25 protein-coding genes are annotated in these 24,496 nt (G+C 51.5%); 4 read left to right on the plus strand and 21 right to left on the minus strand.

The genetic code is table 11. The features are described 5' to 3' along the window. The 19 genes from HPY86_06605 to HPY86_06695 all read right to left on the minus strand — a co-directional run. On the minus strand, positions 1 to 684 hold a 684-nt coding region (locus HPY86_06605), incomplete at its 3' end, for a hypothetical protein (GenBank protein NPV14585.1). 507 nt (positions 685 to 1,191) lie between these two features. After that, positions 1,192 to 1,803, minus strand: a complete 612-nt coding sequence (locus tag HPY86_06610) for a 4Fe-4S dicluster domain-containing protein (protein ID NPV14586.1) — start codon at positions 1,801 to 1,803, stop codon at positions 1,192 to 1,194. Continuing rightward, positions 1,800 to 2,153 (minus strand): Na+/H+ antiporter subunit G, encoded by a 354-nt coding sequence (locus tag HPY86_06615; GenBank protein ID NPV14587.1) that lies wholly within the window; start codon positions 2,151 to 2,153, stop codon positions 1,800 to 1,802. The genes HPY86_06610 and HPY86_06615 overlap by 4 nt, the downstream gene beginning before the upstream one ends. Next, entirely contained in the window at positions 2,146 to 2,397 is a 252-nt protein-coding gene (locus tag HPY86_06620; GenBank protein NPV14588.1) for a cation:proton antiporter, read from the minus strand. Before HPY86_06620 ends, HPY86_06615 begins: the two co-directional genes overlap by 8 nt. Before the next feature lie 13 nt (positions 2,398 to 2,410). Then, complete coding sequence (locus HPY86_06625) at positions 2,411 to 2,899, minus strand: Na+/H+ antiporter subunit E (GenBank protein ID NPV14589.1); 489 nt, start codon at positions 2,897 to 2,899, stop codon at positions 2,411 to 2,413. A gap of 1 nt (position 2,900) precedes the next feature. Continuing rightward, a complete protein-coding gene (locus HPY86_06630; GenBank protein NPV14590.1) occupies positions 2,901 to 4,406 on the minus strand; it encodes an NADH/ubiquinone/plastoquinone (complex I) in 1,506 nt (501 codons plus the stop codon). Between the two features lie 6 nt (positions 4,407 to 4,412). Further along, positions 4,413 to 4,766 carry a cation:proton antiporter gene (locus tag HPY86_06635; GenBank protein ID NPV14591.1) on the minus strand — a complete coding sequence of 118 codons (354 nt, stop codon included), beginning with the start codon at positions 4,764 to 4,766 and terminating at the stop codon, positions 4,413 to 4,415. A 2-nt stretch (positions 4,767 to 4,768) separates the two neighbouring features. After that, positions 4,769 to 5,209, minus strand: coding sequence for a cation:proton antiporter (locus HPY86_06640; GenBank protein NPV14592.1), 441 nt, complete (start codon positions 5,207 to 5,209; stop codon positions 4,769 to 4,771). A 1-nt stretch (position 5,210) separates the two neighbouring features. Then, entirely contained in the window at positions 5,211 to 5,756 is a 546-nt protein-coding gene (locus HPY86_06645) for a DUF4040 domain-containing protein (GenBank protein ID NPV14593.1), read from the minus strand. A 3-nt stretch (positions 5,757 to 5,759) separates the two neighbouring features. Beyond that, the gene (locus HPY86_06650; protein NPV14594.1) at positions 5,760 to 7,682 is read right to left on the minus strand and encodes an NADH dehydrogenase; all 1,923 of its coding nucleotides are present in this window, start codon (positions 7,680 to 7,682) and stop codon (positions 5,760 to 5,762) included. Beyond that, on the minus strand, positions 7,682 to 8,929 hold the full coding sequence (locus HPY86_06655; protein ID NPV14595.1) for a hypothetical protein: 1,248 nt from the start codon (positions 8,927 to 8,929) through the stop codon (positions 7,682 to 7,684). The genes HPY86_06650 and HPY86_06655 overlap by 1 nt, the downstream gene beginning before the upstream one ends. Beyond that, a complete protein-coding gene (locus HPY86_06660) occupies positions 8,926 to 10,116 on the minus strand; it encodes an NADH:ubiquinone oxidoreductase (GenBank protein NPV14596.1) in 1,191 nt (396 codons plus the stop codon). The genes HPY86_06655 and HPY86_06660 overlap by 4 nt, the downstream gene beginning before the upstream one ends. Beyond that, positions 10,106 to 10,558, minus strand: coding sequence for an NADH-quinone oxidoreductase subunit C (locus HPY86_06665; GenBank protein ID NPV14597.1), 453 nt, complete (start codon positions 10,556 to 10,558; stop codon positions 10,106 to 10,108). Before HPY86_06665 ends, HPY86_06660 begins: the two co-directional genes overlap by 11 nt. Further along, entirely contained in the window at positions 10,555 to 10,971 is a 417-nt protein-coding gene (nuoB, locus tag HPY86_06670) for an NADH-quinone oxidoreductase subunit NuoB (GenBank protein ID NPV14598.1), read from the minus strand. Before nuoB ends, HPY86_06665 begins: the two co-directional genes overlap by 4 nt. Continuing rightward, the gene (locus HPY86_06675; protein NPV14599.1) at positions 10,968 to 11,924 is read right to left on the minus strand and encodes an NADH-quinone oxidoreductase subunit H; all 957 of its coding nucleotides are present in this window, start codon (positions 11,922 to 11,924) and stop codon (positions 10,968 to 10,970) included. Before HPY86_06675 ends, nuoB begins: the two co-directional genes overlap by 4 nt. Then, complete coding sequence (locus tag HPY86_06680) at positions 11,921 to 12,409, minus strand: 4Fe-4S binding protein (GenBank protein NPV14600.1); 489 nt, start codon at positions 12,407 to 12,409, stop codon at positions 11,921 to 11,923. The genes HPY86_06675 and HPY86_06680 overlap by 4 nt, the downstream gene beginning before the upstream one ends. Next, a complete protein-coding gene (locus HPY86_06685; protein NPV14601.1) occupies positions 12,391 to 14,004 on the minus strand; it encodes a hypothetical protein in 1,614 nt (537 codons plus the stop codon). The genes HPY86_06680 and HPY86_06685 overlap by 19 nt, the downstream gene beginning before the upstream one ends. After that, entirely contained in the window at positions 14,004 to 14,819 is an 816-nt protein-coding gene (locus tag HPY86_06690) for an FAD/NAD(P)-binding protein (GenBank protein ID NPV14602.1), read from the minus strand. Before HPY86_06690 ends, HPY86_06685 begins: the two co-directional genes overlap by 1 nt. Continuing rightward, positions 14,816 to 15,832, minus strand: coding sequence for a 4Fe-4S dicluster domain-containing protein (locus tag HPY86_06695; protein NPV14603.1), 1,017 nt, complete (start codon positions 15,830 to 15,832; stop codon positions 14,816 to 14,818). Before HPY86_06695 ends, HPY86_06690 begins: the two co-directional genes overlap by 4 nt. Before the next feature lie 283 nt (positions 15,833 to 16,115). Between HPY86_06695 and thiL the strand changes: the two genes are divergently transcribed. From thiL to HPY86_06715, 4 genes are all read left to right on the plus strand, one after another. Further along, positions 16,116 to 17,069, plus strand: coding sequence for a thiamine-phosphate kinase (gene thiL / locus HPY86_06700; GenBank protein ID NPV14604.1), 954 nt, complete (start codon positions 16,116 to 16,118; stop codon positions 17,067 to 17,069). Positions 17,070 to 17,276: 207 nt separating this feature from the next. Further along, positions 17,277 to 17,771 (plus strand): transcriptional repressor NrdR, encoded by a 495-nt coding sequence (nrdR, locus tag HPY86_06705; protein ID NPV14605.1) that lies wholly within the window; start codon positions 17,277 to 17,279, stop codon positions 17,769 to 17,771. Next, positions 17,734 to 20,217, plus strand: a complete 2,484-nt coding sequence (gene nrdD, locus HPY86_06710) for an anaerobic ribonucleoside-triphosphate reductase (protein NPV14606.1) — start codon at positions 17,734 to 17,736, stop codon at positions 20,215 to 20,217. The genes nrdR and nrdD overlap by 38 nt, the downstream gene beginning before the upstream one ends. Before the next feature lie 4 nt (positions 20,218 to 20,221). Beyond that, complete coding sequence (locus tag HPY86_06715) at positions 20,222 to 20,443, plus strand: DUF167 domain-containing protein (GenBank protein ID NPV14607.1); 222 nt, start codon at positions 20,222 to 20,224, stop codon at positions 20,441 to 20,443. Here HPY86_06715 and HPY86_06720 read toward each other — a convergent pair. Together HPY86_06720 and HPY86_06725 are read right to left on the minus strand one after the other, a co-directional pair. Beyond that, entirely contained in the window at positions 20,440 to 21,927 is a 1,488-nt protein-coding gene (locus HPY86_06720) for an Rne/Rng family ribonuclease (protein NPV14608.1), read from the minus strand. The two genes, HPY86_06715 and HPY86_06720, sit on opposite strands and share 4 nt — an antisense overlap. Positions 21,928 to 21,945: 18 nt before the next feature. Further along, positions 21,946 to 24,384 carry a TIGR03960 family B12-binding radical SAM protein gene (locus HPY86_06725; protein NPV14609.1) on the minus strand — a complete coding sequence of 813 codons (2,439 nt, stop codon included), beginning with the start codon at positions 24,382 to 24,384 and terminating at the stop codon, positions 21,946 to 21,948. Between the last annotated feature and the right edge of the window lie 112 nt (positions 24,385 to 24,496).

Raw genomic sequence — 24,496 nt, forward strand, 5'->3', positions numbered from 1 at the left:
CGCAAAGGTGTCAAGGTAAATGGTGTCATTGAATATGGTGTCATTACCAACTATATTAAAAAGACCGATGTGCATATAAACCGTATCGCCATCGTTTGCTGGCTGAGGTAAATGCTCTAAATTAAAGTGAAATGTGTCTGCTGAATTGTATTGCGGACCAAAGACCGTGTCTCTATTATAGGGGTCTTTTCTTAAATAGAACTCTACAAACTTTCTTGTATTAACGGGAGAAAAAACATTCCTTATAGAAATTGCATATGCTCTATTTGGAACAAGAGAACTGTCACAATAGATTTGTGGAAGATATTGCCATAACTCTAATGTGTCTTCTGGTGTAACAACATGAACCGTGTTTGAACTATCTTGTGGTCTGTAACCATTATACAAATGAGCTATGATTGTATCTCCGACATTAAATTGCCCTATTTCTGAAGCGTCAATACTATAAAGACCCCCGGTGTCTGGTGATATTGTTCTTGTTATGTCTGGTGGAATTTTTGTGGCTCTTACTTGATATATAGCACCGTCAGCAGGTTGTCCAAGCGATGTTTTGGCAAAACCCCTATATTCAAGAAGACCGGCCTGTGGTCCGTTTTTAATATTAGGGGTGGCGGAGAAAACAAAGTTGAAGGTTACCCAAACCGCAAAAATTAATCGCAAAAGATATAAGGCTCTCAAACCCATAACATCAATATCTGAAGAATGTTAGAACAAAATAACCTTATGTCAATAAAAACGGACTAAGATAATCTCTGCTCTTGTATGCAGTTATATTATATACGAAAAATCACCAAAAAGTGACAAAACACGACCCACCCGATAGTCCGGGTACAGTTCTGGGGATTACCCCTGACTCGCCCTTGCTGACCCATTATGCAATAGCGCAGAAGTTTGATAGAGCAGAAGTTAGAGGGGCGCATTTCGGCGCTATCTTATTGATAATTTATAAAGTTACGCCCCAAAACCTTTTTATCACCCCATCCCTAAAAGTAAACCCTTTAAAATCATCCCCGCTTTTAAACATCCATTAAACCTTTATTACCGGCTGTGCCTTAGATGTTATGTCCAAGAGTGCGGTGGCAAGCCCGTTCCAACTTCATATCAACCCTATAACACCGGTAGAACTCCGTAAATACTTACGGTTTATACAGTTAAGAACCGTTCAGGAGAAGAGTGTTTGAGTCAGGGTTTTTAATAACCCCACTCTTCGTTCATATAGGTCTTGCGCCGACAGTCCGGACAGAGCACCCTTAATGTGCCAGAACGGTAAGGAACCGCACCGGCAGGCGCTTCCTGCGGCGCGGCAACACCCAGCGACTGGTAAAGGGTCAAAAACAGGGTCGGGTTGGAGTTGACCAAATCGCCAACCCGATGGGCAATCCATAAAAGGTGTGCCCGGGTGGCAAACGGTTCACCACAGATTTCACAGTAAACCAGTTCCTTTTCAACCGATGTTTCCCAGCCACCCCGTTCGGTCCGGGAAAGGTCAAACTCCGGTGTGTGGTAAATCGCATCGTTCGGGCAGTGCAGAACGCACTGGGCACAGTAGATGCAACGGTCCGCATGGTGGATGTTCCGCTTTACACCCTTCGCAAGGTCGGTGACAATCTCGCGGGCGTCGGTCGGGCAGACCTGAACACAGGCGCCACAGCAGATGCAGTTCTCTTCCCGGAATTTCAAAATCCCCCGGAAGTTGGGATGAACCGAATCAACCTTTTTCGGAAACTGGGTGGTAAACGGACCTTTAACCACCGCCCGCACCGCTTCAATTAGTTCCCGCAGTTTTGGTAATGGAATCCTCATTTTTCTTCCTCAATGATTGATTTGCCACCACGGTCTTCGGTAAACTTGTCCTTGACCGTACCCTTCCACAGTTTTACCCCGGCGATTAAGGAGCCGCGTGCCAGCGCGTGACTGGAAACCGGAACCGTGACCAAAATGAAAAGGGCACAGATGAGCGCCTTGATGCCGAGCGCCGAGAAACCGGTCTTCAGGAAAACACCGAGCATAATACCGCAAACCCCAAGGGTAACGCACTTGGTTGCTGCCTGCATACGGTTGTAGATGTCCGGAAACCGTGCCAGCCCAAGTGCGCCCAGAAGCACGAAAATCACGCCGAGCCAGAGCGAAATCAGTGCCAGTGCGCTAATCATCAAGACTCCTTCCTTCGAGATACTTTGCCAGCGCCAGCGCGCCGATAAATGAGATGACCGCAAGCGCAATTGAGATGTCCAGAAGGTAACTCAGCCGGTACTGAAGCGCAACCAAGGCGGTAATCGCCGAGAACACAACACCCATCATATCAACCGCAATCGCCCGGTCGGCAATTGATGGACCCTGAAGCGCCCGATACAGGCAGAAGAGCGCTGCCGGAATTAAAACGATAATCGGTATCATCGCTCAAGCCTCCTTAATCAAATATCCGCGCGAGGAAAAACTCAAACGGTCCTTTAATCATCCGGGCGCACTCTTCCGGGTCGTCACTGCGCACTTCAATCCAGTGAATGTAGAGGTAGTCGTCCTTAATTTCCACTGTGAGTGTACCCGGGGTCATTGTGATTGAGTTTGCTAAAAACACCCGGGCGATGTCGCTCTTCAAGTTGGTCTTAATCTTAACAATTCCCGGTTTTAAGTTCATTCCCGGGGAAAGGACGCGCAGGGCAACATCAATGTTCGCCTTGAGACACTGCCAGATAAACACCGGGATATACGCAATAAGCCAGAACCAGCGCACCGGATTCAAAAGTTTTCCTGCCTTCAGGGGTAGATAACCACCGAACATACCCGCGGTAATCGCCGATACCGCAACACCGGCAAGGACCTCCTGATAGTGCAGGGTCCAGCTTAATAGTACCCAGACGATAAGTCCGGCAATGAAGTAAGCAATGCGCTTTGCCATCTTATCCTCCGAGCATCAATCGGGCATAGTCAAGCCCGTTCAAAAGCACCTTTGCCGCCGGACCAACGAGATGGTCCAGAACGCCCTGAAAACCTATGCCAACAACGAGGATTAAAACGACCAGAAGAACCATCGCCAGAACCATCGTCGCCGGTGACTCTTTTGCCCGGGTGGGCTCTTCGTTCTTTTTCACAAAGAAGGCGGTGTTGACAACCTTTGTTAAATAACTCAAAGTCACCGCGGAGAAGAGCGCGGCAAGGAACGCTAGCCAGTACATCCGGGCGGCAATCGCACCGATGATGATGAACAACTTGGAGAAGAATCCGGCAAAAGGCGGCACTCCTGCCATTGAGAATGAGCCAAGAATGTGCGCCCAGGATGTGAAGGGCATTGACCGCTCCAGCCCTTTCAGATGGTCAAGTTCCCTTGTGCCCGCCTGCATCTCAACCGAACCACTGGCTAAGAACAAAGTACCCTTGCCTAAGGCGTGGGCAAGGATGTGAAACAGCGCACCGACAAACCCCCAGTAGTTGCCGATGCCGAGCGCAACAAGGATATAACCAATCTGGCTGATACTGGAGTAGGCAAGGAGCCGTTTGTAGTCGTTCTGGGAGTAGGCTAAAAGTCCACCCAGTACCATTGAGACTGCACCAAAGGCGATGAGCAGGTTGAAGAACGCCGGAGTTTCTGCCCGGGAAACACCGAACACATTGAACATCAAACGGCACATTCCGTAAACACCGGTGACCTTGATAAACACACCGGAAAGCATCGCCGAGATGGGTGCCGGTGCTGAGAAGTGGGCATCAGCCAACCAGGCGTGGAACGGTTCCATACCCATCTTGATGGCAAATCCGATTAACAGGGTGGCAATTGCAAACCAGTAAAAGGGCGTTTTACCGGTAGTTGCCAGTGTCTGAGATAGGGTTGCCAGATTCAAAGTTGAAGCGTGGGCGTAGAGTAGTGCAATGCCAAAGAGGAGCACCGCCCCACCCACTTCACCCAGTACCATATATTTGAACGCCGCCTCAACCTCTTCCTCTTCGGTGCCAAACGCCACCAGCGCATAACTGGCAATGGCAGAAATCTCAATGAAGACAAACATATTGAACAGGTCACCAGATATCGCCAGCCCATTCAAACCGGCAACAAGGAGCAAGAACAGGGTGTAAAACTTCCAGCGGCCCGTGGTGTAGCGGTCCAGATACCGAATGGAATAAAGCATGGCACAGAAACCCACGATGTTAATCACCAGAACAACGAGTGCGGTCAGGGCGTCAAACCACATCGCGATGCCAATTACCTTCCAGCCACCAACCCAGTAGTGCAGCGGCAGTCCACCCGCTTTCAAAATTAGCCAGGTGTAGACCGAAATAACGAGAAGCGCGGCACTGGCGATACCAGCAATCAAATCGGCAAAACGGGACCACAGTTTTGACAGTAAGGGCACGAGAAAGGCGCCCGCTAAAGGCACCGCGATAAACAGTGGTAAAAACCTTGACTCCATCGGCTCTTATCCTTTCAACTTTCGGAATTCCGAAACATCAAAGGTCTTGTGTTTCTCATAGAGACGGAGCGCAAGTGAGAGCATCAAAGCGGTGGTTGACAGTCCGATGACGATTGCGGTTAACACCAGCGCCTGGGGTACCGGGTCAACAAAGTTGCGGGCAACACCGAGCCGTAACTGGTCGGCACTGGTGATAATCGGCGGCAAAGCACCCTTTTTAAACCCGACCAAGGCAAAGAAGAGATTGACCGCATACTCAATCAAACAGAAGCCAATCACAATTTTAATCAGGTTGCGCTTTGACACCACGACATAGAGACCGATGAGAAACAAAAGGACGCAGGCGATATAGGGTATCATCTCTACTCCTTCATCACAAACCTTGAGGCGCCCAGCGCCAGAAAGATGGCAAAGAGACCGGCGCCAACCTTCATCCCAATAGCGATGTTTGCCAGAGGAATCAAACCACCAGAAACCAGTTGCAGGGGCTTGCCTAAATAAAACACACCCGTATTGCGGAAAAAGATGTCCGCAGCAAAGTAGCCGGCGAGCGCCAGCGCAAGGAAGAAAACACCGCCCAAACTTTCAAACACCGAGGAAAGGATATAGCGCCGTCGTTCTACCTGCTCCACCGAACCAAATGACAGCGAAATAAGAATCAACGCCGCGGCAACCAAAACTCCACCGGCAAATCCGCCGCCGGGCGTTAAATGACCATGGAGGATTATGTAGCCACCGTAGAGGAATAGCATTCCGGCGAGCAGTCCTGCCATTACCTGAACAATCAAAGACATCCCGCGCATACTAACTTCCCCCCGGTTTTTTCTTGGTGACAAATCGCATCACCGTCAATACACCAACCACCGCAGTGAACAAGACCGTTGCCTCACCTAAGGTGTCATAACCCCGGAAGTCCAGAATGATTGCCGCAACGATGTTCGCCGCTCCGGTCCGTTCCAGTCCAAACTGGATGTAGTCGGTCGCAAGCCGCATCAGGGGCTGACCAAAGACGGGTAACTCCCGGAACACACCGATGATGAGCGAAAGGAATAGCCCGCCAAAGGCAAGAAATGCGGCGATGAACATTGCAGTCTCCATCTTTAAACCGCCGCTTGCCGTGGTATCAATCTCAGTCGTGCGCAGAATCACCGCAGTAAATAACACAACCGTTAAGGTCTCAACCACAATCTGAACAATCGCCAGGTCGGGCGCCTGGACTAAAATGAACATAATCGCAACGCTGAACCCGACCAAACCCAGCGCCACCGCTGCCGCCAGCAGATTCTTGGTCTCGCTGGCAACCAGCGCCGCTGCCAGCATCACACCTAAAAGAATGTAAAGTTCAACCATCTTTTACCTCAAAAACAGCAGTAAATAGAATATCACCGCGCCTAAAAATACCCAGGAGAGGTACAGCGGTAGATTACCGGTATGAATCTTCGACAGACCGAGTCCGAAGTAGTAGACCAGTTTACCAATGAACTCTGCCAGCGCCTCAAGTACCCGGTCCACACCTTCGCGCAGACCAGAACCAACCACCTTGAAGATTCCCACCAGCCAGTTGTAAAAGTCAAAAGCACCCCGTTCGCCAAAGACGAGCATCTCGCCAATTAAAGGCATATGCTTCACCGATGAGTAAAATGCGGTTCCGGGCACCCGGCTCTCCTCTTCATCAGCAATCTTCTCGCCACCGACAAAGGTCTTTCCCGGCACCGGTCGGGCTGCAGTACCGAAAAGGTACAAAATGGCGCCAAAACCGAGCGCGGCAAATAGTAACAGGGTTGCCGGAATCGGACTCCAGGCGCCGTAAAGTGTTACATCGTAAAACCCGAGCCCGGGTAAAATCAGCCCGACCAGCGGCAACTGGTAGGCAAACACGCCGAAAACCACACAGGCAAGTGCCAACAGGAAAGGTGGCAACCACATCGTCATACTCACCTCGCGCACCCGTTCCAGATTTGCCGGACGCTGACCAAAGAACAGCGCATGGAGCATCTTCAAAAACGACGCCAGCGTCAAAACACTGCCCAGCATCGCCGCCACCAGGAAGATGGGAAACAGCCGGTTGCCTTCACTGCCAATTGATAAGACCCCCTGATAAACCATCCACTTTGAGAAAAACCCGTTGAGCGGTGGCACACCGGCAATCGCCAGAGCACAGATAAAGAACGAAATAAAGGTCAAGGGCATCTGCTTTGCCACACCACCCAGTTTTTCCAGTTCATCGGTCTTTGCCCAGTGTTCTACCGAACCACCCGCCAGGAAAAGTCCGGTCTTGTATATCGCATTGTTGAGCATATGGAAAAGACCACCCGCAATACCAACCGGAATCCCGGTACCAATTCCCAAAACCATATAACCAACCTGGGAGACCGCGTGAAATGCCAGTAGTTTCATCATCCGCTTCTGAACCAGCGCCATCATCACCGCCGCGATAATCGTCAAAGCGCCAATCGCCATCAATGAGTTGCGCAAAACCATATTGCTTGAGATGTCAAACATCGAGACGCAGAGCCGGGTCAAAAGGTAAATCCCGAGGAGTTTGTCCAGTGATGCCGGTATCAGCGCCATCACCGGTGCCGGTGCGGTCTCAGCTGCCTGCGGAATCCAGGTGTGCAAAGGCATCGCCCCGGCTTTGGCAAGGGCACCCGCTGTTACAAGCAAAAATCCGGCGATTATTATCGGGTCGTAAAGCGGTAGCGGCACCTTGGGCGCCAGGTCAATCCAGCCACCCGCAATGAATGTTCTGGTCAATAAAAGGACCACACCTAAAAGCATCGCAAAGTCGGACAGTCCGACGATAACCAGCGCCTTGCGCGCGGTAAGGAAGGTGTCGCCTTTGCCAATCAAAAGAATGCCATACAGGACAAAGAGCAGGGCGCCCCAGAAGAAGAACAGGACCGCAAGGTTGGCGCTCAACACAACTCCGTTGGCAAAACCGAGAATCAAAAGGCAGTAGAGGTAATAACCCCTGGTTCCTTCCCGGCCTCGCATATAGCGGAAGGAGTAAAATACGATGAGCGCGGTAAAGACACTGACAAACAGGAGGACAAAACCGGACAACTGGTCAAGACGCAAAGCAATCTGAACCCCGGCAACCTCTCCAATCTTTAAAACCTGCTCGCTACCCCGAACTAAAAACAACCGGATGGCGTAGTAAAGTGAAGCAAGGACACCGATAAAACTGAACTCATTGCGCAACCTGCCAACCAGATAGCCTAATACTCCCGCCGCTATCGGCGCAACGATGATTAACACAAAAGAATGAGCCAACATTACCAGCCTCCGCCTAACATTGTCATCCCTAAACCGCTAAACCCCGCTTCGAGAAACCGCACCGGCATAAACCACAGGATGCCGGCTAAAACCGTTCCAATCGCCATCACTACTACGAGAAATACCACAAAACCCGGAACCTTGCCATAACCATTCGGGTTTGCACCCAAAAATATCCGGGAATAGAACCGGCTCAAATAAAGAATGGTGAACAGCGCCGCTACCAGGGCGCCAATGCCGAGCAGGATTGAACTGCGCACCTCACCAAGAACCACACCCAGTTTGGCAAAAAACCCTAAGGTCGGTGGTAACCCCATCACCGAAAGCACCAGCACCGCAGTGGCACCGGCAAGCACCGGCGAGTTGCGGGCAAAACCACCCAGCCGGGACAGGTCTCCAGACCCGCTCACATCTTCAACCACACCGGCCGCGAAAAAGATTCCCGACTTGGCAATGGCATGCGCCATAATGTAAAGCATCGCTCCCATCAAACCGTAATAACCAGCACTGGCTAATCCGAGTAAAACAAAACCCATCTGACCCACGGTTGAGTACGCCAGGGTCTCGCGAATGGTCTTGGTCGTCAACGCTACGCCGCCTGCAATTAAACTCGACGCAACCGCAACAATCGCTACCGCGAGGAAAAGCGGTTTTGGCACCTGCATTGTCAACACATAAAGTTTCAAGAACAGAACCAGTCCCAGATTTTCTGCCACACCTGAAAGCAGGGCGCAAACCGCGGCTGGTGCCTGTTGATAAGCCCGGGGTAACCAGATGTAAAGCGGCAGAGTTGCGGATTTGGCAACAATACCAATCAGGATAAGTATCGCAGGAAACAGGGGCAACGGTTTTCCTGCCAGCGCGGCAAGGTCCAGTGTCCCCTGCTCAAGTTGTATCAAAATAAGACCAAGAAGCATCACCGCGGCTGCAACAAAGTTTAAGTACAGCGCCCAAGCACCGGCAAAAATACTCTCCTCCTTACGGAAATAACTCACCAGCCGCCAGAGCGCCACAGTTGCCAGTTCCCAGAACACATACAATAAGAGAAGGTTACCCGCAAACACCACACCCAGTGCCGCACCTGAAAGCACAAGGAAAAATATGTAGTACTCAGCGATTTGCCCTCTACTGCCGCGCACCCGGGCAAACGAATACAAAAGCGTCATCAGCCCGATAAAACCGAACACCAGAGAGAGAAACACCTCAATCGGTCCGGTTGAGTAACTGGTCCAGGAACCGAAGTTCATTTGAATCGCTCCCTTATTTTCTCGGTTTTTTCCCAGGAAAGCCGCAACAACTCATTACCGGTAAATTTCAGTTTACCGTTCTCAAACGCCGCCATCCGTTCGGTGCAACAGTAACAGGGGTCAACCGCTGCCAGGGTGAGCGCCGCATCCGCAATTGAACCACCCCGAACCGCCACCACATTGGAAGCGATGTTCATATAACTTGGTGCCCGAATCTTATGGCGCAAGGGCCGGTTCGAACCGTCCGAACGGATGTAGTGGAACACCTCACCCCGTGGTGCCTCGGTTCTGCCAATCCCTTCACCAGGCGGAACCTCATCAATCCTGATATCAATCGGTCCATCCGGCAAATTCTTCAGACAGCCACGAATGATTTTAACCGACTCAAATATCTCCAGAAGCCGCACCTTTGCCTTGGCAAACACATCGCCTTCAGGCAAAACAATCACATTCCAGGGCACCTGGTCATAAGCGGCATGGGGGTCGTCGCGCCGAACATCAATATCCACGCCAGAAGCGCGTGCGGTTGGTCCAACAACCGACCAGTGCAGCGCCTGCTCTTTTGTCAGAATCCCCACCCCTTCTAATCGGGCACGAATCACCGGGTCGTCAAGCACCGCCTTGGTAAGCATCATCGTCTTCTTTTCCACCACATCAAGCACCGCCTCAATCTGGGGAATCTGCTCCGGCTTGATGTCCCAGCGCACACCACCCGGTTTATTAGCAGCGTAGTGGTTCCGGTTACCGGTAATCATCTCAAAAACCTCAAGGATGTGCTCCCGGTAACGCCACGCCCACATCCAGACCGTGTTGTATCCGATGAAATGGCCCGCAAGACCAACCCAGAGTAAGTGCGAGTGAATCCGCTCCAGTTCATGGATGATGCTACGGATGTAGTTTGCCCGGGGTGGCGGTTTAATCCCGGCACAGTCTTCAATCGCCAGCACCGCTGCTAAGGGGTGCGAATTGGAACAGATGCCGCAAATTCTTTCCACGAGAAACGGCACCTGCTCATAGGTCAACTCCGGTGAAATAAACTCATGACCCCGATGGTTGTAGCCAAGGTGAATCTCCAGGTCCACCACCGTCTCGCCTTCCACAATCAGTTTGAAAAACTCCGGCTCCTCCTGCAATGGATGATAGGGACCAATTGGGACAATACGCCGCTGCTTTTGCTCACCGCTCATGGGCTTCACTCCTCCGTTCATAATCCCGGCGCAATGGGAAGCGGTCCGGTTCCCAATCGGTGTCCGAAGTGAGAAGCGGTGCCGGGTTCGGGTGGCCAATGAACTCAATCCCTAAAAGTTCGTGCATCTCGCGCTCAATCCATTGCGCCGCAGGAAACCAGCTGCCCTGAGCCTCAATCCGTGGGTCGTCTTTGGGCGCAAACACCTTTATTGTATAAATGATACCGGTTGTGTCTTCCGAAAAGTGGTACAACACCTCAAACCCGTCCCGAGTGTCGATACCGGTGGCGATTGAAAGCCTCATCCCCCGCTCTTCGTGGAGAAACCTTGCCGCCGCAGTCAGTTTTTCCCGCAGAATTGTCAGGTACAAACGCCGCGGATTTTTCTCAAACACCATGGTATCGGGAAACCGCTCCTGAAACAGTTTCAGTGATTCGCTCATAGTTTACTCAACGCCTTTACCACACCCATTATCATCGCCTCGGGTTTTGGTGGACAGCCCGGAATGTAGGCATGAACCGGGATGTGTTTGTCATACGGTCCAACCGCATTGTACGAGTTCCGGAAGATGTGACAGTTACACGCACAGGTACCAATCGCAATCACCAGGCAGGGCTTGGGCGTCTGTTCGTAAACCTCAAGCACCCGGGGTAAAGATTTCCGATTGATGACCCCGGTAACAAGTAACGCATCCGCATGCCGGGGCGAGCCTACCAAAACAACCCCGAACCGTTCAACATCGTAGCGTGGTGTCAAAAGTTCCAGTATCTCAATGTCACAGTTGTTGCACGACGCCGCCGCCACATGGTAAACCCAAGGTGATTTTTTAAGTCCCCAGAGTCTTAAGTCTTTCATAAGCCAATAAATGCTAATACCACCGCAATTATACCCAATGGAGCCAGAATGAACCAGAAAAACCCGAGCGCCTGGTCAATCCTGAGCCGGGGGTTGGTGTTCTTCATCAACACCACCAGAACCACAATCAAGAGAAACTTCAAAATTGCCCACCAATCGGTAATACCACCCCACAACACGGTGATTAAGAGAAGTGGCAGCAGGACAAACATCATCGCCCGGGTGATGCGAAATGCCGCAAGGGGCGCACCTGAATACTCCACCAGAACCCCGGACATTATCTCCTGTTCCGCCTCAGGAATGTCAAATGGTACATAACCCAGTTTTGCCTGAATCGTAAACAGGATAATCACCGCCGCAATCACACCGGAAACCGAATACAAAAATGGCCCATACTGTTGTTGATAGGCTACCAGTCCGCCAATTCTTAAAGCACTCGCCACATCCCAGCGCTGTGCCACCTTAACAATCGGCACGAGAAGCGCCAGTACAAAGGGCAGTTCGTAACCAAGATATAATGTCATCTCGCGGGACGCACCTACCGCGGCAACCGGGTTGCGTGATGCCGAGGCGCCCACGATAAAACTGAGCGGAACCAGTGCCAGGAGGTATAAAAGCACAATGATATCACCGATAAACGATGTTTTCTGCGCTACGACCAAGCCCGTGTTGCTGAAGAAAAGAAGCAGCGCCACCAGACTCATCCCGGCTATGCCCACCAGGGGCGACAGTAGAAACACCGTACGCGAAGCACCCTGAGGAACTATGGTCTGTTTTAATAGCAGTTTCAGGATGTCGGCAAATGGCTGATAAAAGGGCGGACCTTTCCGCCACTGCACCCGCGCCGAAACAAACCGGTCAACCCAGTTCAAAATCAGTCCGGCAACCGGTACAACAATCAGGGTACCGATAAACGCTATCACCAGACGCCATCCCGACAAAAATGAACTCACACCCGCCTCCAGAATGGCAACCGGGAAAGCACCCGCTTCCCAACCATCAACTCTTTCATCTCCTCTTCATCAACAAACTGTAACGCACCGGTGGGACAGGAAGCCGCACACCTTGGTCCAGCTTCCCGGTCCTCACAAAGGTTGCACTTCTGCGCAATCCGGCGCAACAAATCCTTGTCCAGAACCCCGAAAGGACAGGCAAGGATGCACGATTTGCAACCAACACAGTGAACACTGGACTGATATACAATCCCGTTCTCTTCATCCTTCTTTATCACATCAAACGGGCACGCCGCAGCACATAAAGGCTCGGCGCAATGCCGGCAGGGCAGGGGTATGAAAACCGTCTCACCTACCGGCGCATAACGAATGCGCGCTTCACCTTTAAACCGACTCCGGCACGCCGCTTCGCAGGCGCGACAACCAATGCAGTAGTCCAGACGAACGACCAATCGCTTCTTAATCTTTACGCCGACACTCGCCATATCTCGACCTTTGCTGGCGGAATTTTAGCCTCGCCCGTTCCGGCGTCAACTTCGACCGGAAACAGCGCCCGGTTTTGATGAACATTGACTCCGACGCTTGCGGTCCCAGGTGAAACTACCGGCAGAACCCTGACGCGGAATTGACGCTCACCGGTTTTACTTTTCACCCTAACAAAATCGTCTTCCCGAACCGCAAGTTTCTCGGCATCGGCTGGATGTAATATAACCTCGTCCTCGGGTTCAAAGAAACCGCCCACACCAATCGCCTCTTTTCTGCCCAGAAGCCAGTAAAGATTCCCTTCGGTTGCGGCCGCGGCACCCAGATGTTTACTTAGCGCTTGAGGAAGTTGTGCCATCACCTCTTCCAGTTTTACAGGCTGGTAAAATTCACCAGCCATCTCCTTCACCGTACCAAACTGGCTAACAATGTCCGCCAGCGTCCTGGTACCACTGACCGGATTCGCCAGCGGTTCGAATTTCACCTCACCCCAGACACTTTCGCCCCTGCCCGCCTTTTCAAATTCACTGGGCACCGGCAGTACCAAACCGGGGAGCGGTGTTGTCGGCCGGAATATGCTCGTTGCCACCCGGAACTGCACTTGATTTAACTCCGGGAACAACTCAGAATAACTGTAAGGATGTAGCCCACCGAACCAGAAGAGAAGTTTAATTCTCCCTGCGCCCACCGCCTCTTTAAACTTTCCGAACCCCATCTTCCCATCCGGTACCAGCGCCTCACCAAAACCAACAAAAGGCTTCTCCGCCTTTAACGCTAAAATCTGAGCACAGATTGAGTGCCAGTAAGGTTCGGTTATCCGCCCGGCAGTTGCCGCACAGGCAACCAGACCATTAACCCCGGGCTTCAAAATCTTTGCCGCCTCTTCCATCTGTTTGCGCGGCACCCCAGTTCTGGTTGCAACCCCATCAATATCAACCTTCAACTTTGGGTCGATAAGTCCGGCAATGCCCGCAAGTACCAAAAACTCGGTGCCGGGTTTGGGTTGAATGAATATGTGCGCAAAACCTGCCTGCCGGATTTTTATTGAGTCAATCACCACCATCCGGCTTTGTTTATCCGCATAACGGGCTTCAATTATCCCCTTCGCTGCCACCGGTGATGTGCTGAACACATCGCCCACAAGCAGGGTCGCCCGGCTTGCTGTCACATCATCAACTGTTGCCGGTTTGACACCAGCGAGCCGATACCGGAACGCATTTTCCGGCTCCAGATAACCACAAACGAGATTGTCTGTTCCCAGCGCCGCGGCAAAACCACGCACCAGCCCGATATCAGCTGCACCCGCACCCCGGCTGTAAACAACCGCAATCTCCTCAGGCTTCACCATCTGATGCCAGTTTTTCATTAACGCAAACGCCTTTTCCCAGGTGATTTCTTTGCCATCAAGTAGCGGATAACCGAGCCGCTTGGGATGGTCAATTACGACATTAGCGCTGTTACCACGGGGACAGGTTCGCCCATTGTTTGGCGCCACATCAGCCAAATACTCCATTCGATACTGATACCCATCAAACACAATTCCCAGCTGACAACCATTACGGCACATTACGCAGGTCGAACGCTTAATCTCGTTCATCACAGGAAAGGCTCCTCAATGTCCTTTATCTGTTCCCAGGTCAGAACCGGTCCATCTTTGCAGGTGAAATAGGGACCAAGCCGACAGTGTCCGCACTGACCCAAGCCACAGGACATATTCATTTCCATCGAAAGATAAATTGACTTTCCCGGAAAACCGGCATCAAGCAGTTTCTTGGTTACAAACTTCATCATTATCGGCGGACCGCATACGACCGCAACGCTCTTTTTCACATCGCAGGGTATTTCGTCCATCAGGCAGGTCACAACCCCAACCTTCCTTTCCCAGGGTTCATCAGCGCTGTCTACCGAAAGGTCGATATCCACCTTCTTTATCTTCTCCCACTCCTTCAACTGCTTCTTATAGACAATGTCTTTCGGTGTCCGGGCACCGTAACGAAGGAAAATTCTACCATACTTATTTATTTCATGAACCAGTGCAAGAAACAGCGCCCGCAAAGGTGCCAGACCAACGCCGCCGCCCACGATGTAAATATCCCTGCCCTCAAACTCTTTTAGCGGATACGGTTTGCCATAAGGTCCCCGAATGCCAAGCAGATCTCCGGGCTTCTTGGTAAAAAGCGCACCGGTCGCTCGACCAACCCGCATTATCGTCATCTCAAGAACCTCGCGCTCGAAATGGGACGAAGACGGTGTGAACGGCGCCTCACCAAAGCCGGGTATGGTCAACTCAACAAACTGCCCGGCAAGAAACGGTATCTCCTTTTCGGGCTTCAAAACAAAAGTCCGGATATTGGGCGTTTCCTCAATAACATCCAAAATTTTGGTAGGAATTGGCTGGTATGGATTGTTCATAAGCGTCCTATAATATTCCTGATATCTATCTTACCCATACAAGCGGTAAAGCATCTGCCACAGCCCGAGCAGAAGTAAAACCCGTGTTGATTCTTTCCATGCATAAACTTGCAGTGAAACCGGTTTATAAACCGTTTAATGAACTTTGCCCGGGGATTTGCACCGCCCCCAACTCGAGCATACATCGCCATATAACAGGCATCCCAAACTTTGGTGCGCTCCACTTTATCACCTTTTGCCTGGTCGTACAGTAAGAAACAGAAACAGGTCGGACAGGTCATCAGACAGCCAAAACATTCGACGCAATCCTTTGCTGCTTCCGCCCAGAACTTTTCATCGTTGGTTCTTTCAGCAATCACCTGTGGTAAATTTGGATTCAGCGGTTTAGGATTGCGCTGCTGTAACACACCTTCTGCCTGCTGCCTTTGCGCATCCCGCTTGCTAATCTGCCTCTCAGCCGCAGGTTGCCAATTTTCGCCCTCAATCAGCTTTGCCCCTCTTTCCGACACAACCTCAACAAGCCAACCCTCATCAATTACACTGAGGACTAAATCCACCCCATCAACCGTATAAGGCTTCAGCCCAACAAGATTACAGAAGCAACTGTCTTTGGGCTCAGGACAATCTGCCCCGATAAGAACCGTCTCTTTTAATCGTTTAGAATAAAATGGGTCCGCAAACTCACCCTCCAGGAACATCTTTTGATGAACCGCCAAACCTCTCAGGTCGCACCCCTTCACTCCAAAAAGAAGAGCCGGCTTTCCATCAGCCGGCTCCTCGAGTGGTTCGGGAAAGAGAGCAACCCGTTCCCGAGGGCTGAAAAGGAAAGATTTTATCGGCTCGGCCGCACGAATCTCCTTTAACGCCAGAGCATCTAAATCAACCTGTTCTTTTTCAAACCGCTGCCAGTGTACTCCATTACCAGCCTTAACCGGAATGAACAGGTTGTACCCGCCCGCAAGTCGGGCGAGCCAGTTGACGCGCCTTTCGTTTGGTAAGAAGTATATCGTCAAGAAAATAAAGTTATAAATTTAAAACCGCTTGTCAAGAAAAACTTTCACATAAAATTCATTCCCCTATCAAAACCGAACATATCTTCCTATCTACCAGAAATTTCGCCTGTTATTAACTCCACAACATTTCGAAAATAAAGTGAATGTAACAATTATCTCCAAGAAAAATGCTATCACGGAGAATAAGGGTGCTGTTTTGATGCCTGTCTGAAAAGCCAAAACGAACCGGGAACCGTTTCTCCCATCCTTGCAACTATTTCCCCATAATAATATAATATTGCCTATGCGGATTAATCATTTAGGAGAGGCAAAAATAATCGAACTCATCGGTCAAACAGTAAAAAAGAGAAATAAAGTTTTGATTGGTATCGGTGATGACGCCTGCGTCTTAAAGGATGGCCAAACAGTAGTCACAACCGACAGTTATGCCCAGGGTGTTCACTTTGACCTTTCTTATATGAGTTATCGTGATGTTGGGACACATTGTGCCTGTGCCTGCCTTTCCGATGTGGTGGCGATGGGTGCTCAACCCATTGCCCTGCTGGTTGCTCTGGCACTCCCGAGTAATATGCCGGTCGATGAATTACGACAGCTTTATAAAGGGTTAGACTTTGTTTGCAACAGATTAAACTGTGAGATTGTGGGCGGGGACATCATCGCATTTGACCAACCGGTTCTGACATTAACCGCACTGGGCAAAACCTCAAGACCTCTATTACGTGCTGCCGCCAAACCCAAAGACTTTCTCTGCATCACCGGTTTTGCCGGATTGTCTGAAACCGGTCGGCTACTCCTTGCTCAAGGTAAAACCGCGTCGCGGTACCAGCGAGCGACAGTCCGCCACTTATGCCCCTTACCCCGAATCAAAGTGATGACACGCCTACGGCGCAGGATAAACGCCCTGATTGATACATCAGACGGCATCGCCACCGATGCCCGGCACATCGCTGAGATGAGCCGGGTGCGTATCGTCATCCAGCCTGAACTTATCCCGATTCATCCTGTTACCCGGGCGCTCACAAAAAAACTTGGTATTGACACTGTTCGCTTCTGTCTTACTGCCGGCGAAGATTATGAACTGCTCTTCACAACAAATACAAAGCCGCCATCCCGCATCGACAACACACCAATCACTATTATTGGGAGAGTAGAAACCGGAACCGGCGTTTACCTCGAACAAAAAGGCACCATTACCCCATTGCCACTGCACGGCTATGACCATTTTCAACACCCCTGAAAATGTTGATAACCTGTGGATAAAATGTGGATAAATCAGGGTAAAAACCCTAAAACCCACCTTTACAACTGCACTAAAAATTCACCGCCGATTTATTCGGCAGTGTTAATGTAATTTACTATTTTAAAAATAGTTATAAAATTAACACTAAATTTACATTTTCATTGACACTGCTATATATAGTATTATATTTAGAACCATCACTATATGAAGTGCCCTTTTTGCGAAAGTGTTGAAGACCGGGTTCTTGACTCCCGCCCTTCTCAAGACGGAACTGCTATTAGGCGTCGCCGGGAGTGCGCGCATTGCGGTAAAAGATTTACCACATATGAGTATGTTGAACAGATGCCATTGATGGTTGTGAAACGCGACGGACGCCGCGAACCTTATGACCGGCAAAAACTGCTGAATGGTATTTTGCTCGCCTGCCGTAAACGGCCCGTAAGCCGAACCGATATTGAAAAGCTCATCGACGCAGTTGAAACAAAACTAACCGCAGACAGTCGGGTGGAAGTCAGTTCCACGGAACTCGGAGAACTGGTACTTGAGCAGTTACTATCAATTGACCCGGTAGCGTATGTCCGTTTTGCCTCGGTCTACCGGCAATTTAATAGTCCTGAACAGTTTGTGGAGGAGTTAAAAAATCTCAAGAAAGGAGTGCAGTGTGGGAAAACCGGTAAAACGGGCTCGCAAGAAAGTTGACAATCCGCCAGATGCCACTGGACCGTCACCCTATCCATTCCGAAAGGTACAAAAACGGTCTGGAGACTTGGTGGATTTCAATATTGAAAAGATTGCCGCCGCAATTTTTAAAGCGGCAAGGTCAGTAGGTGGCGAAGATTACACACGTGCCCGCGAACTTGCCGAAAAGGTGGTAAACTTCCTTTATGAACAGCGCGGTCCCCATATTCCAACCGTAGATGAGATTGGCGATGCGGTTGAAAAGGTGTTGATTGAACATGGACACGCGCAAACCGCCAAAGCCTACATCATTTATCGAGAAAAGCGTGCTCAGGCTCGGCGAAGGCATGCCGCAATGCTTAAACCCCGGGTTGGGGTAAATCGGGATACTACAGAGTTTGCTCTTTTCGTCCGGTCTTCGGACGACACTATCCGACAGTGGGACCGAACCCGAATTAGTCGCGCCCTGGTCCGCGAAGCGAGCCTCGACCCGGACACCGCCGAAGAAATCGCCCGCGAAGTTGAAGAGATTATCATCGCCTCAAATGTCCGCCGTGTGACCTCGAGCCTCGTGCGGGAACTGGTCAATGCCAAACTGGTTGAGCATGGCCTTGAGGACCATCGGCGCCGTCACACCCGACTTGGCGTACCGCTGAATGATGTCGAGAACCTCATCCTTTACAAAAACCGCGAGAATGCCAACACCCCTCACAACCCCGAAGCGACGAATATGACCCTCGCCGAATGGACCCTGAAACAGTTCGCTCTCTCCTCGGTGTTTGACCCGGATATTGCCGATGCCCACACCTGGGGTGACATTCATCTCCACGATTTGGGATTTATAAATCGGCCCTACTGCTCGGGCCAGTCGCTCGAATATGTAAAGAAGTTTGGTCTTAATCTCCCCAACGCCTTATCGATGGCAAAACCGGCTCGTCACCCCGAAACGCTACTCGCCCATATGGTGAAATTCTCAGCCGCGCTTCAGGGCCACTTTGCCGGTGCCATTGGCTGGGATGCGGTCAACATATTCTTCGCTCCGTTTTTGGTCGGAATGAGCGATAAAGACATCCATCAACTTGCCCAGATGCTGGTGTTTGAATACTCCCAGCAGAATGTCGCCCGGGGCGGACAGGCAATCTTTTCCGACATAAACCTTTACTGGGAAATTCCACCGCACTTTGCCGATGTTGACGCCATCGGTCCCGGAGGAAATTATACTGGCAAAAAATACCGGGACTATCTGCCCGAGGCACAGCGTTTTGTTCGGGCGATATTCGATGTCTACCTTGATGGTGACGGTTCGGGCCGACCATTCTTCTTTCCCAAGCCGCTGGTGCATCTTACAGACAACTTCTTCAAAACCGAAGGCGCTCTCGACTTTCTCTACCATATTTCCGATGTAGCGGCGGAAAAGGGCAACACCTATTTCGTATTTGACCGGGGTAAAACCGCAAAGGTTAGCGAATGTTGCCGGCTCAGTTTCCGCCTGGACGAAAACGACCTGAATGATGCCAGAACACCCTGGAAGATGCGCTACTGTGCCCTGCAGAATGTGACGCTGAATTTGCCCCGGGTGGCGTTTTTAGCCAATCATGACGATGCTACCCTGTTCTCGCTGCTCCGTCAACGATTGGAGATGGTGGTGCGGGCACACCTGGAAAAAAAGACATTCCTCGAAAAACTGTTGTCTTTAAAATCAGAGGGACCACTGGCACTTTTAACAATGGACCCGGACGGCGAGCCTTATCTCCGACTCCATCGGGCGACTTTTTTGGTCGGGGTCCTGGGATTAAACGAAATGGTGCAATACCACCTAGGACAGGAACTGCACGAAAGTGAAGCGGCGTTAAAATTCGGTCTCAAGGTGATTGCCTTTCTCAACCTTGAGTGCCAGCGTCTGGCAAAAGAGAACAACATCCGGCTGGTGATTGAACAAACACCTGCTGAGTCAACCGCCTACCGGCTTGCTAAACTGGACCTTGAGTTCTACCCGGAACAGGCACAGCGAGTGGTAAAAGGTGATATCAGCTCCGGCTCAATTTACTACACCAACTCCACTTACCTGAATGTCTCACTTCCCATTGATCCCATTGACCGTGTCTACCTGGAAGGTAAGTTCCACGACATGATTGAAGCCGGCGCCCTCACCCATGTGTGGCTTGCCGACTCCCGGCCACCGAAAGAGTCAATTGCGAACTTTGTTCTCAAAACCTATCACAATACCAGGAACGCGCAAATCGCCTTCTCGCCCGAATTCACTACCTGTAGCCGATGCCACCGCACCAGCCGCGGCATCGCTGACACCTGTCCTTACTGCCACTCCTCTGATGTTGACTACATCACCCGGGTGACCGGCTACTTTTCAAGGGTGTCGGGCTGGAATGCGGGCAAGCGGCAGGAACTCAAAGACCGTTTCAAAACCGACTTGAGCGCTACGGCACGGCGATTGGCACAGGCGGGTTAACCTTTTGCACCTGCGTGTCTTTGTCAAACCCAAAAGCCGGAAAGAGTCGGTAACTCGTAACCCCGATGGCACCTTGACCATTGCGGTCCGTGCCGCACCGGTAGAAGACAAGGCGAACCAGGCGGTGATTGCCGCCCTTGCCCAATTTCTGCACCGGCCGAAAACGAGTATCCGTCTCGTGCAGGGAAGAACGAGCCGCTGGAAGTTGTTTGAAGTTCTCGATTAAACCGACTCTGCCAGCAACTTAAATTCCGTTGGTGCCAGTTGATAGTCGGTTTTCACATCTATCGCCAGTTCATACCGTCGGGCAAACTCAGCCAGACGCTCATACCACTCGGTGGTAAGAAATTCGGCAAGGGATGGTGCCGCCAGAATTCGCACGCGCCGGCCCCGGAGTTTGGGCAATCGGTTGATTATCATCCGCTCAACCTGCATTGCGACATCAGCGCGGGAGCGCACCCGGCCCGTGCCATTACAGGTCGGGCAAGTCTCGCACAACAGATACATCATTCCCGGACGGGTTCTTTCGCGGGTCATCTCCAATAACCCAAAACGGCTCATCTTGGAAAAGTCCGCCTTTGCCCGGTCATTGGAAAGGTGTGCCTTTAACTCTTGAACTACCCGTTCGGTGTTCTTCTGGTCCTCCATATCAATAAAGTCAATAATAATCAGCCCGGCGAGGTCCCGAAGCCTTATCTGGCGGGCAATTTCCGCTGCTGCCTCAAGGTTGGTTTCAAATATCAACTTCTCCGGGTCCTCCTCCTGGGCGGAACGGCCGGTGTTGACATCGATAACCACCATCGCCTCGGTTTGGTCAATGGTAATAAACCCGCCGGACTTCAGCCAGACCCGTTTCTGAAACAGCCCTGCCAGCTCCGCTTCGGCACCGGTGTACTCAAATAACGGGGTGTCACCCCGATAAAACTCCAGCCGGCGTCGAAAACGGGGCGCCAGACGCATAAGGTATTCGCCCAGCTGTTTATAAACCGCTTCATTATCAACGGTAATCTTCTCGACATTCTCATTCAAAAGGTCCCGCACCACTTTGATTGCGATTGACGGCTCCTCATACAGAACGGCGGGCGAACGGGCTTTCTCCGCCTTAGACCGGACCTCTTCCCAGACCCGCTCCAGCTCCTGGTACTCCAGTTTAAGGTCATCGCTCGACGCCTCTGCCGCTGCGGTGCGGATGATCAATCCCGCATGCGGACTTTTAAACTGCCGTACCACATCCCGCAACCGGGCGCGCTCCCGCCGGTCGGCAATCCGCCGTGATATCCCGATGCGCTGGGCATTGGGAAAGTAAACTAAAAACCGCCCCGGAATCGAAACGAACGATGTCAACCGTGCACCCTTCTCCGCAAACGGGTCCTTAACCACCTGAACAAGAATCTCTTCTCCTTCCCGCAGGGTAATTGTCCGGGGCTGAACCTTCCCCTTCTCCAGTTCATCAATTTCATCCCCTTCCAGGGTGTCAAACTCCGGAATCTCGGTCAAGGGCAGAAAACCGTTCTTGCGCAGACCGATGTTCACAAACGCCCCCCGCAAACCCTTTACAACATTTTCTACCCTTCCTTTGTAAATCCTACCTACAAGGTTCTGCTGTTCGGCACGTTCAACATAAAATTCCACCAGTCGGTCATTTTCAAACACCGCCACCCTCGTTTCCCATTCATTGGCGCTGATGGCAATTTTGGTCTTGACCTTCATTTTACCTCCCTCACTTTTCTATCGCACCACATCGCCAAAAGGCGACCGCAATTCACCCTCTATCAGAACGAAACAGTCTTTCCGTTTAACCGTGAGACACCGGACTTCGTTGCCTTCTCGGCCCAAAAGCTGCCCCAGCACATCAAACAATTTCACCCCGGGACCAATCGTCAGGTCCACAAGTAACTTTTCCCGGTCAAGAGGCACAACCGCGTGCACACCAGGAATCTCCTTTCCCTTCACCAGTGCCTGCTGCAATGCCTCTTCATCCGGCACCACTACTTCATATCGGCCCAGGTTGATGGTGCCACCTAAAGTCGGCATACTGTTGGGCACCAACCGCGCTGCTACCACTCTGATTCCGCGCGGCAGGAACTGCCCGATGTCCCGGACAATATTCCCCGAATATTGATAAGAAAGATAGATATCAACATACTCGCCGTCCGATGTCAAACCCACCGGTAACGGCGGTCCGAAAGAGAGCATCGGTTTCGGCGCAAACCCCTTGGTGTAAACCACCGGCAACTCACTGCGCCGTAAAGTACGGTAAAATGCCCGCACCCGGTCCAGGTGCGCGGCAAATTGGAACGGCTCTTCCACCAGGTACTTCAAACGAAACCGGCTCTTTAACTCCTCATAAGCCTGAACCCTTCGGGGTTTTCGGCCAAACCGCTCCGGCACCTCATCCTTTATTTCTACCGGAGCCGGAGGAACTACCGGTTTTGGTCCCGGACAGGCACCGCAATTAGTACACCCTCCTTGCATACAATCCGGTGTTCTTTCCCCTTGCTGTGCCCGCCGGTACTCCTCAATGAGAAAGCCCTTTGTCACACCAACATCGATAAAATCCCACGGTAAGGTGTCCTCTACCGCCCTGCTGCTTAAATAAGTTGCCGGGTCAACCCCGGATTTGCTACAGGCATCCAACCAAGCCGAAAAGTTAAAGAATTCGGTCCACTCCTGAAAAATCCCACCCTGCTCATAAACCCGCTCAATCACCCGGCCGATTTTCTCGTCGCCCCGCGCAATCAGTGCCTGGACAAAAGAAGCCTCCGGATTCTCCCACTTGGGCTTGATATTACGCCGATTCAGCATCTCCTTCAAGAGCGCCATCTTTTCCCGGGTCTCCTCAATTGAGCCAAAACCGGCCCATTGCAATGGGGTGTGAGGCTTGGGTATGAAAGGCGTCAGGTTAAACCGCACCGTCCGCCCCCGACAAAGTCGCGCCACCTCGGTTACAAACCTCCCGATCTCCTTGACATCCGCTTCGGTCTCGCCCGGCAACCCAATCATAAAATACAGTTTCACCCCGGCCCAGCCCGCATCAAGTGCATTACGCACCGACTCAAGAATTTTTTCTTCGGCGATGTGCTTGTTGAGCAGATTGCGCAACCGCGGCGCTGCCGTCTCCGGAGCGAATGTCAACCCCGCCTTTTTTATCTCTTGCAAAGAAAACGCCAGTTCCGGAGTAAAATCCTCACCCCGGGTGGAAGGTAAAGAAATCGCCACCCGGCGCTCTCGCAACCGCTTGTTCAGCCGTTCCACCAGTTCTAATAGATAAGGATAGTCAAGGGCGGAAAGTGCCAGAAGCGAAACCTCTTCCCAACCACTTGACCTGATGCCGCGCTCGGCAATGCGCACCACCTGTTCCACATCCCGGAACCGCACCGGACGATTGATTATCCCGGCCTGACAGAATCGGCATCCCCGGGTACAACCGCGGGCAATCTCCACGGTAAGACGGTCATGGGTTATCTCGCATATCGGAACCAGGGGCGGAAACGGAAAATCCTCTTCACGCAGCTCCGACACCACCCGCCGTATCACCCGAGCTTTCCCGGTATCAGTAAAGCCGGGTACATACAATCCAGGTAAACGGGCAAGGTTTTCTAACAGCCCCTCCCGTGACCGTTGATTCCAGCCTTCGTATACCGCGGTAATTTCCCGCACCGCCTCTTCCCCATCACCAACCACAAACACATCCACGAAATCAGCCATGGGCAGCGGATTCACCGTTCCCGGACCACCGGCAACAACCAGCGGGTCGTTACATCCCCGCTCGGTCCGATAACGCGGAATTCCAGCAAGGTCGAGGAGATAAAGTAAATTGGTATAGGTAAGTTCGCTCTGCAACGAGACGCCAAGAATGTTAAACTCCTTAACCGGCCGCCGTGACTCTAAGGCGTAAAGCGGAATGCCCCGCGCCTTCAGAATTGCACCAAAATCGGGCCAGGGCGCATAGCACCGTTCACAACAACCGTTCGGTAATCGATTGATAATTGAGTAGAGAATCCGCAACCCGTAATTGGACATCCCGATTTCGTACACATCGGGCATTGCCAGGACCCAGTTGACCCGTTTTGACCCGGGCTCAAAATAAAAAGAGTTGTATTCGCCACCGGTATAACGAATCGGTTTGGTGACGAGGGGTAGAACCTCGTTTAATCTTTCATGCATTGTCCGTTCACCATATTAAACCGGACCGCAGCAAAGTCAAGAAAACCGCCCGGTTTCTCTCCACTCTTTGCCCATACCTACTAATCTCGCTTTTCCGCTTGACACCTCTCTT

The organism is candidate division WOR-3 bacterium (genome assembly GCA_013177935.1).
Classification (GTDB): domain Bacteria; phylum Hydrothermota; class Tepidihabitantia; order Tepidihabitantales; family Tepidihabitantaceae; genus Tepidihabitans.

What these genes read in the sequence shown, in the direction of transcription:
- HPY86_06610 (NPV14586.1), bottom strand. Translation starts at nt 1,803, where the DNA reads ATGAGGATTCCATTACCAAAACTGCGGGAACTAATTGAAGCGGTGCGG.
- HPY86_06615 (NPV14587.1), bottom strand. Translation starts at nt 2,153, where the DNA reads ATGATTAGCGCACTGGCACTGATTTCGCTCTGGCTCGGCGTGATTTTC.
- HPY86_06620 (NPV14588.1), bottom strand. Translation starts at nt 2,397, where the DNA reads ATGATACCGATTATCGTTTTAATTCCGGCAGCGCTCTTCTGCCTGTAT.
- HPY86_06625 (NPV14589.1), bottom strand. Translation starts at nt 2,899, where the DNA reads ATGGCAAAGCGCATTGCTTACTTCATTGCCGGACTTATCGTCTGGGTA.
- HPY86_06630 (NPV14590.1), bottom strand. Translation starts at nt 4,406, where the DNA reads ATGGAGTCAAGGTTTTTACCACTGTTTATCGCGGTGCCTTTAGCGGGC.
- HPY86_06635 (NPV14591.1), bottom strand. Translation starts at nt 4,766, where the DNA reads ATGATACCCTATATCGCCTGCGTCCTTTTGTTTCTCATCGGTCTCTAT.
- HPY86_06640 (NPV14592.1), bottom strand. Translation starts at nt 5,209, where the DNA reads ATGCGCGGGATGTCTTTGATTGTTCAGGTAATGGCAGGACTGCTCGCC.
- HPY86_06645 (NPV14593.1), bottom strand. Translation starts at nt 5,756, where the DNA reads ATGGTTGAACTTTACATTCTTTTAGGTGTGATGCTGGCAGCGGCGCTG.
- HPY86_06650 (NPV14594.1), bottom strand. Translation starts at nt 7,682, where the DNA reads ATGTTGGCTCATTCTTTTGTGTTAATCATCGTTGCGCCGATAGCGGCG.
- HPY86_06655 (NPV14595.1), bottom strand. Translation starts at nt 8,929, where the DNA reads ATGAACTTCGGTTCCTGGACCAGTTACTCAACCGGACCGATTGAGGTG.
- HPY86_06660 (NPV14596.1), bottom strand. Translation starts at nt 10,116, where the DNA reads ATGAGCGGTGAGCAAAAGCAGCGGCGTATTGTCCCAATTGGTCCCTAT.
- HPY86_06665 (NPV14597.1), bottom strand. Translation starts at nt 10,558, where the DNA reads ATGAGCGAATCACTGAAACTGTTTCAGGAGCGGTTTCCCGATACCATG.
- nuoB (NPV14598.1), bottom strand. Translation starts at nt 10,971, where the DNA reads ATGAAAGACTTAAGACTCTGGGGACTTAAAAAATCACCTTGGGTTTAC.
- HPY86_06680 (NPV14600.1), bottom strand. Translation starts at nt 12,409, where the DNA reads ATGGCGAGTGTCGGCGTAAAGATTAAGAAGCGATTGGTCGTTCGTCTG.
- HPY86_06685 (NPV14601.1), bottom strand. Translation starts at nt 14,004, where the DNA reads ATGAACGAGATTAAGCGTTCGACCTGCGTAATGTGCCGTAATGGTTGT.
- HPY86_06690 (NPV14602.1), bottom strand. Translation starts at nt 14,819, where the DNA reads ATGAACAATCCATACCAGCCAATTCCTACCAAAATTTTGGATGTTATT.
- thiL (NPV14604.1), top strand. Translation starts at nt 16,116, where the DNA reads ATGCGGATTAATCATTTAGGAGAGGCAAAAATAATCGAACTCATCGGT.
- nrdR (NPV14605.1), top strand. Translation starts at nt 17,277, where the DNA reads ATGAAGTGCCCTTTTTGCGAAAGTGTTGAAGACCGGGTTCTTGACTCC.
- HPY86_06720 (NPV14608.1), bottom strand. Translation starts at nt 21,927, where the DNA reads ATGAAGGTCAAGACCAAAATTGCCATCAGCGCCAATGAATGGGAAACG.
- HPY86_06725 (NPV14609.1), bottom strand. Translation starts at nt 24,384, where the DNA reads ATGCATGAAAGATTAAACGAGGTTCTACCCCTCGTCACCAAACCGATT.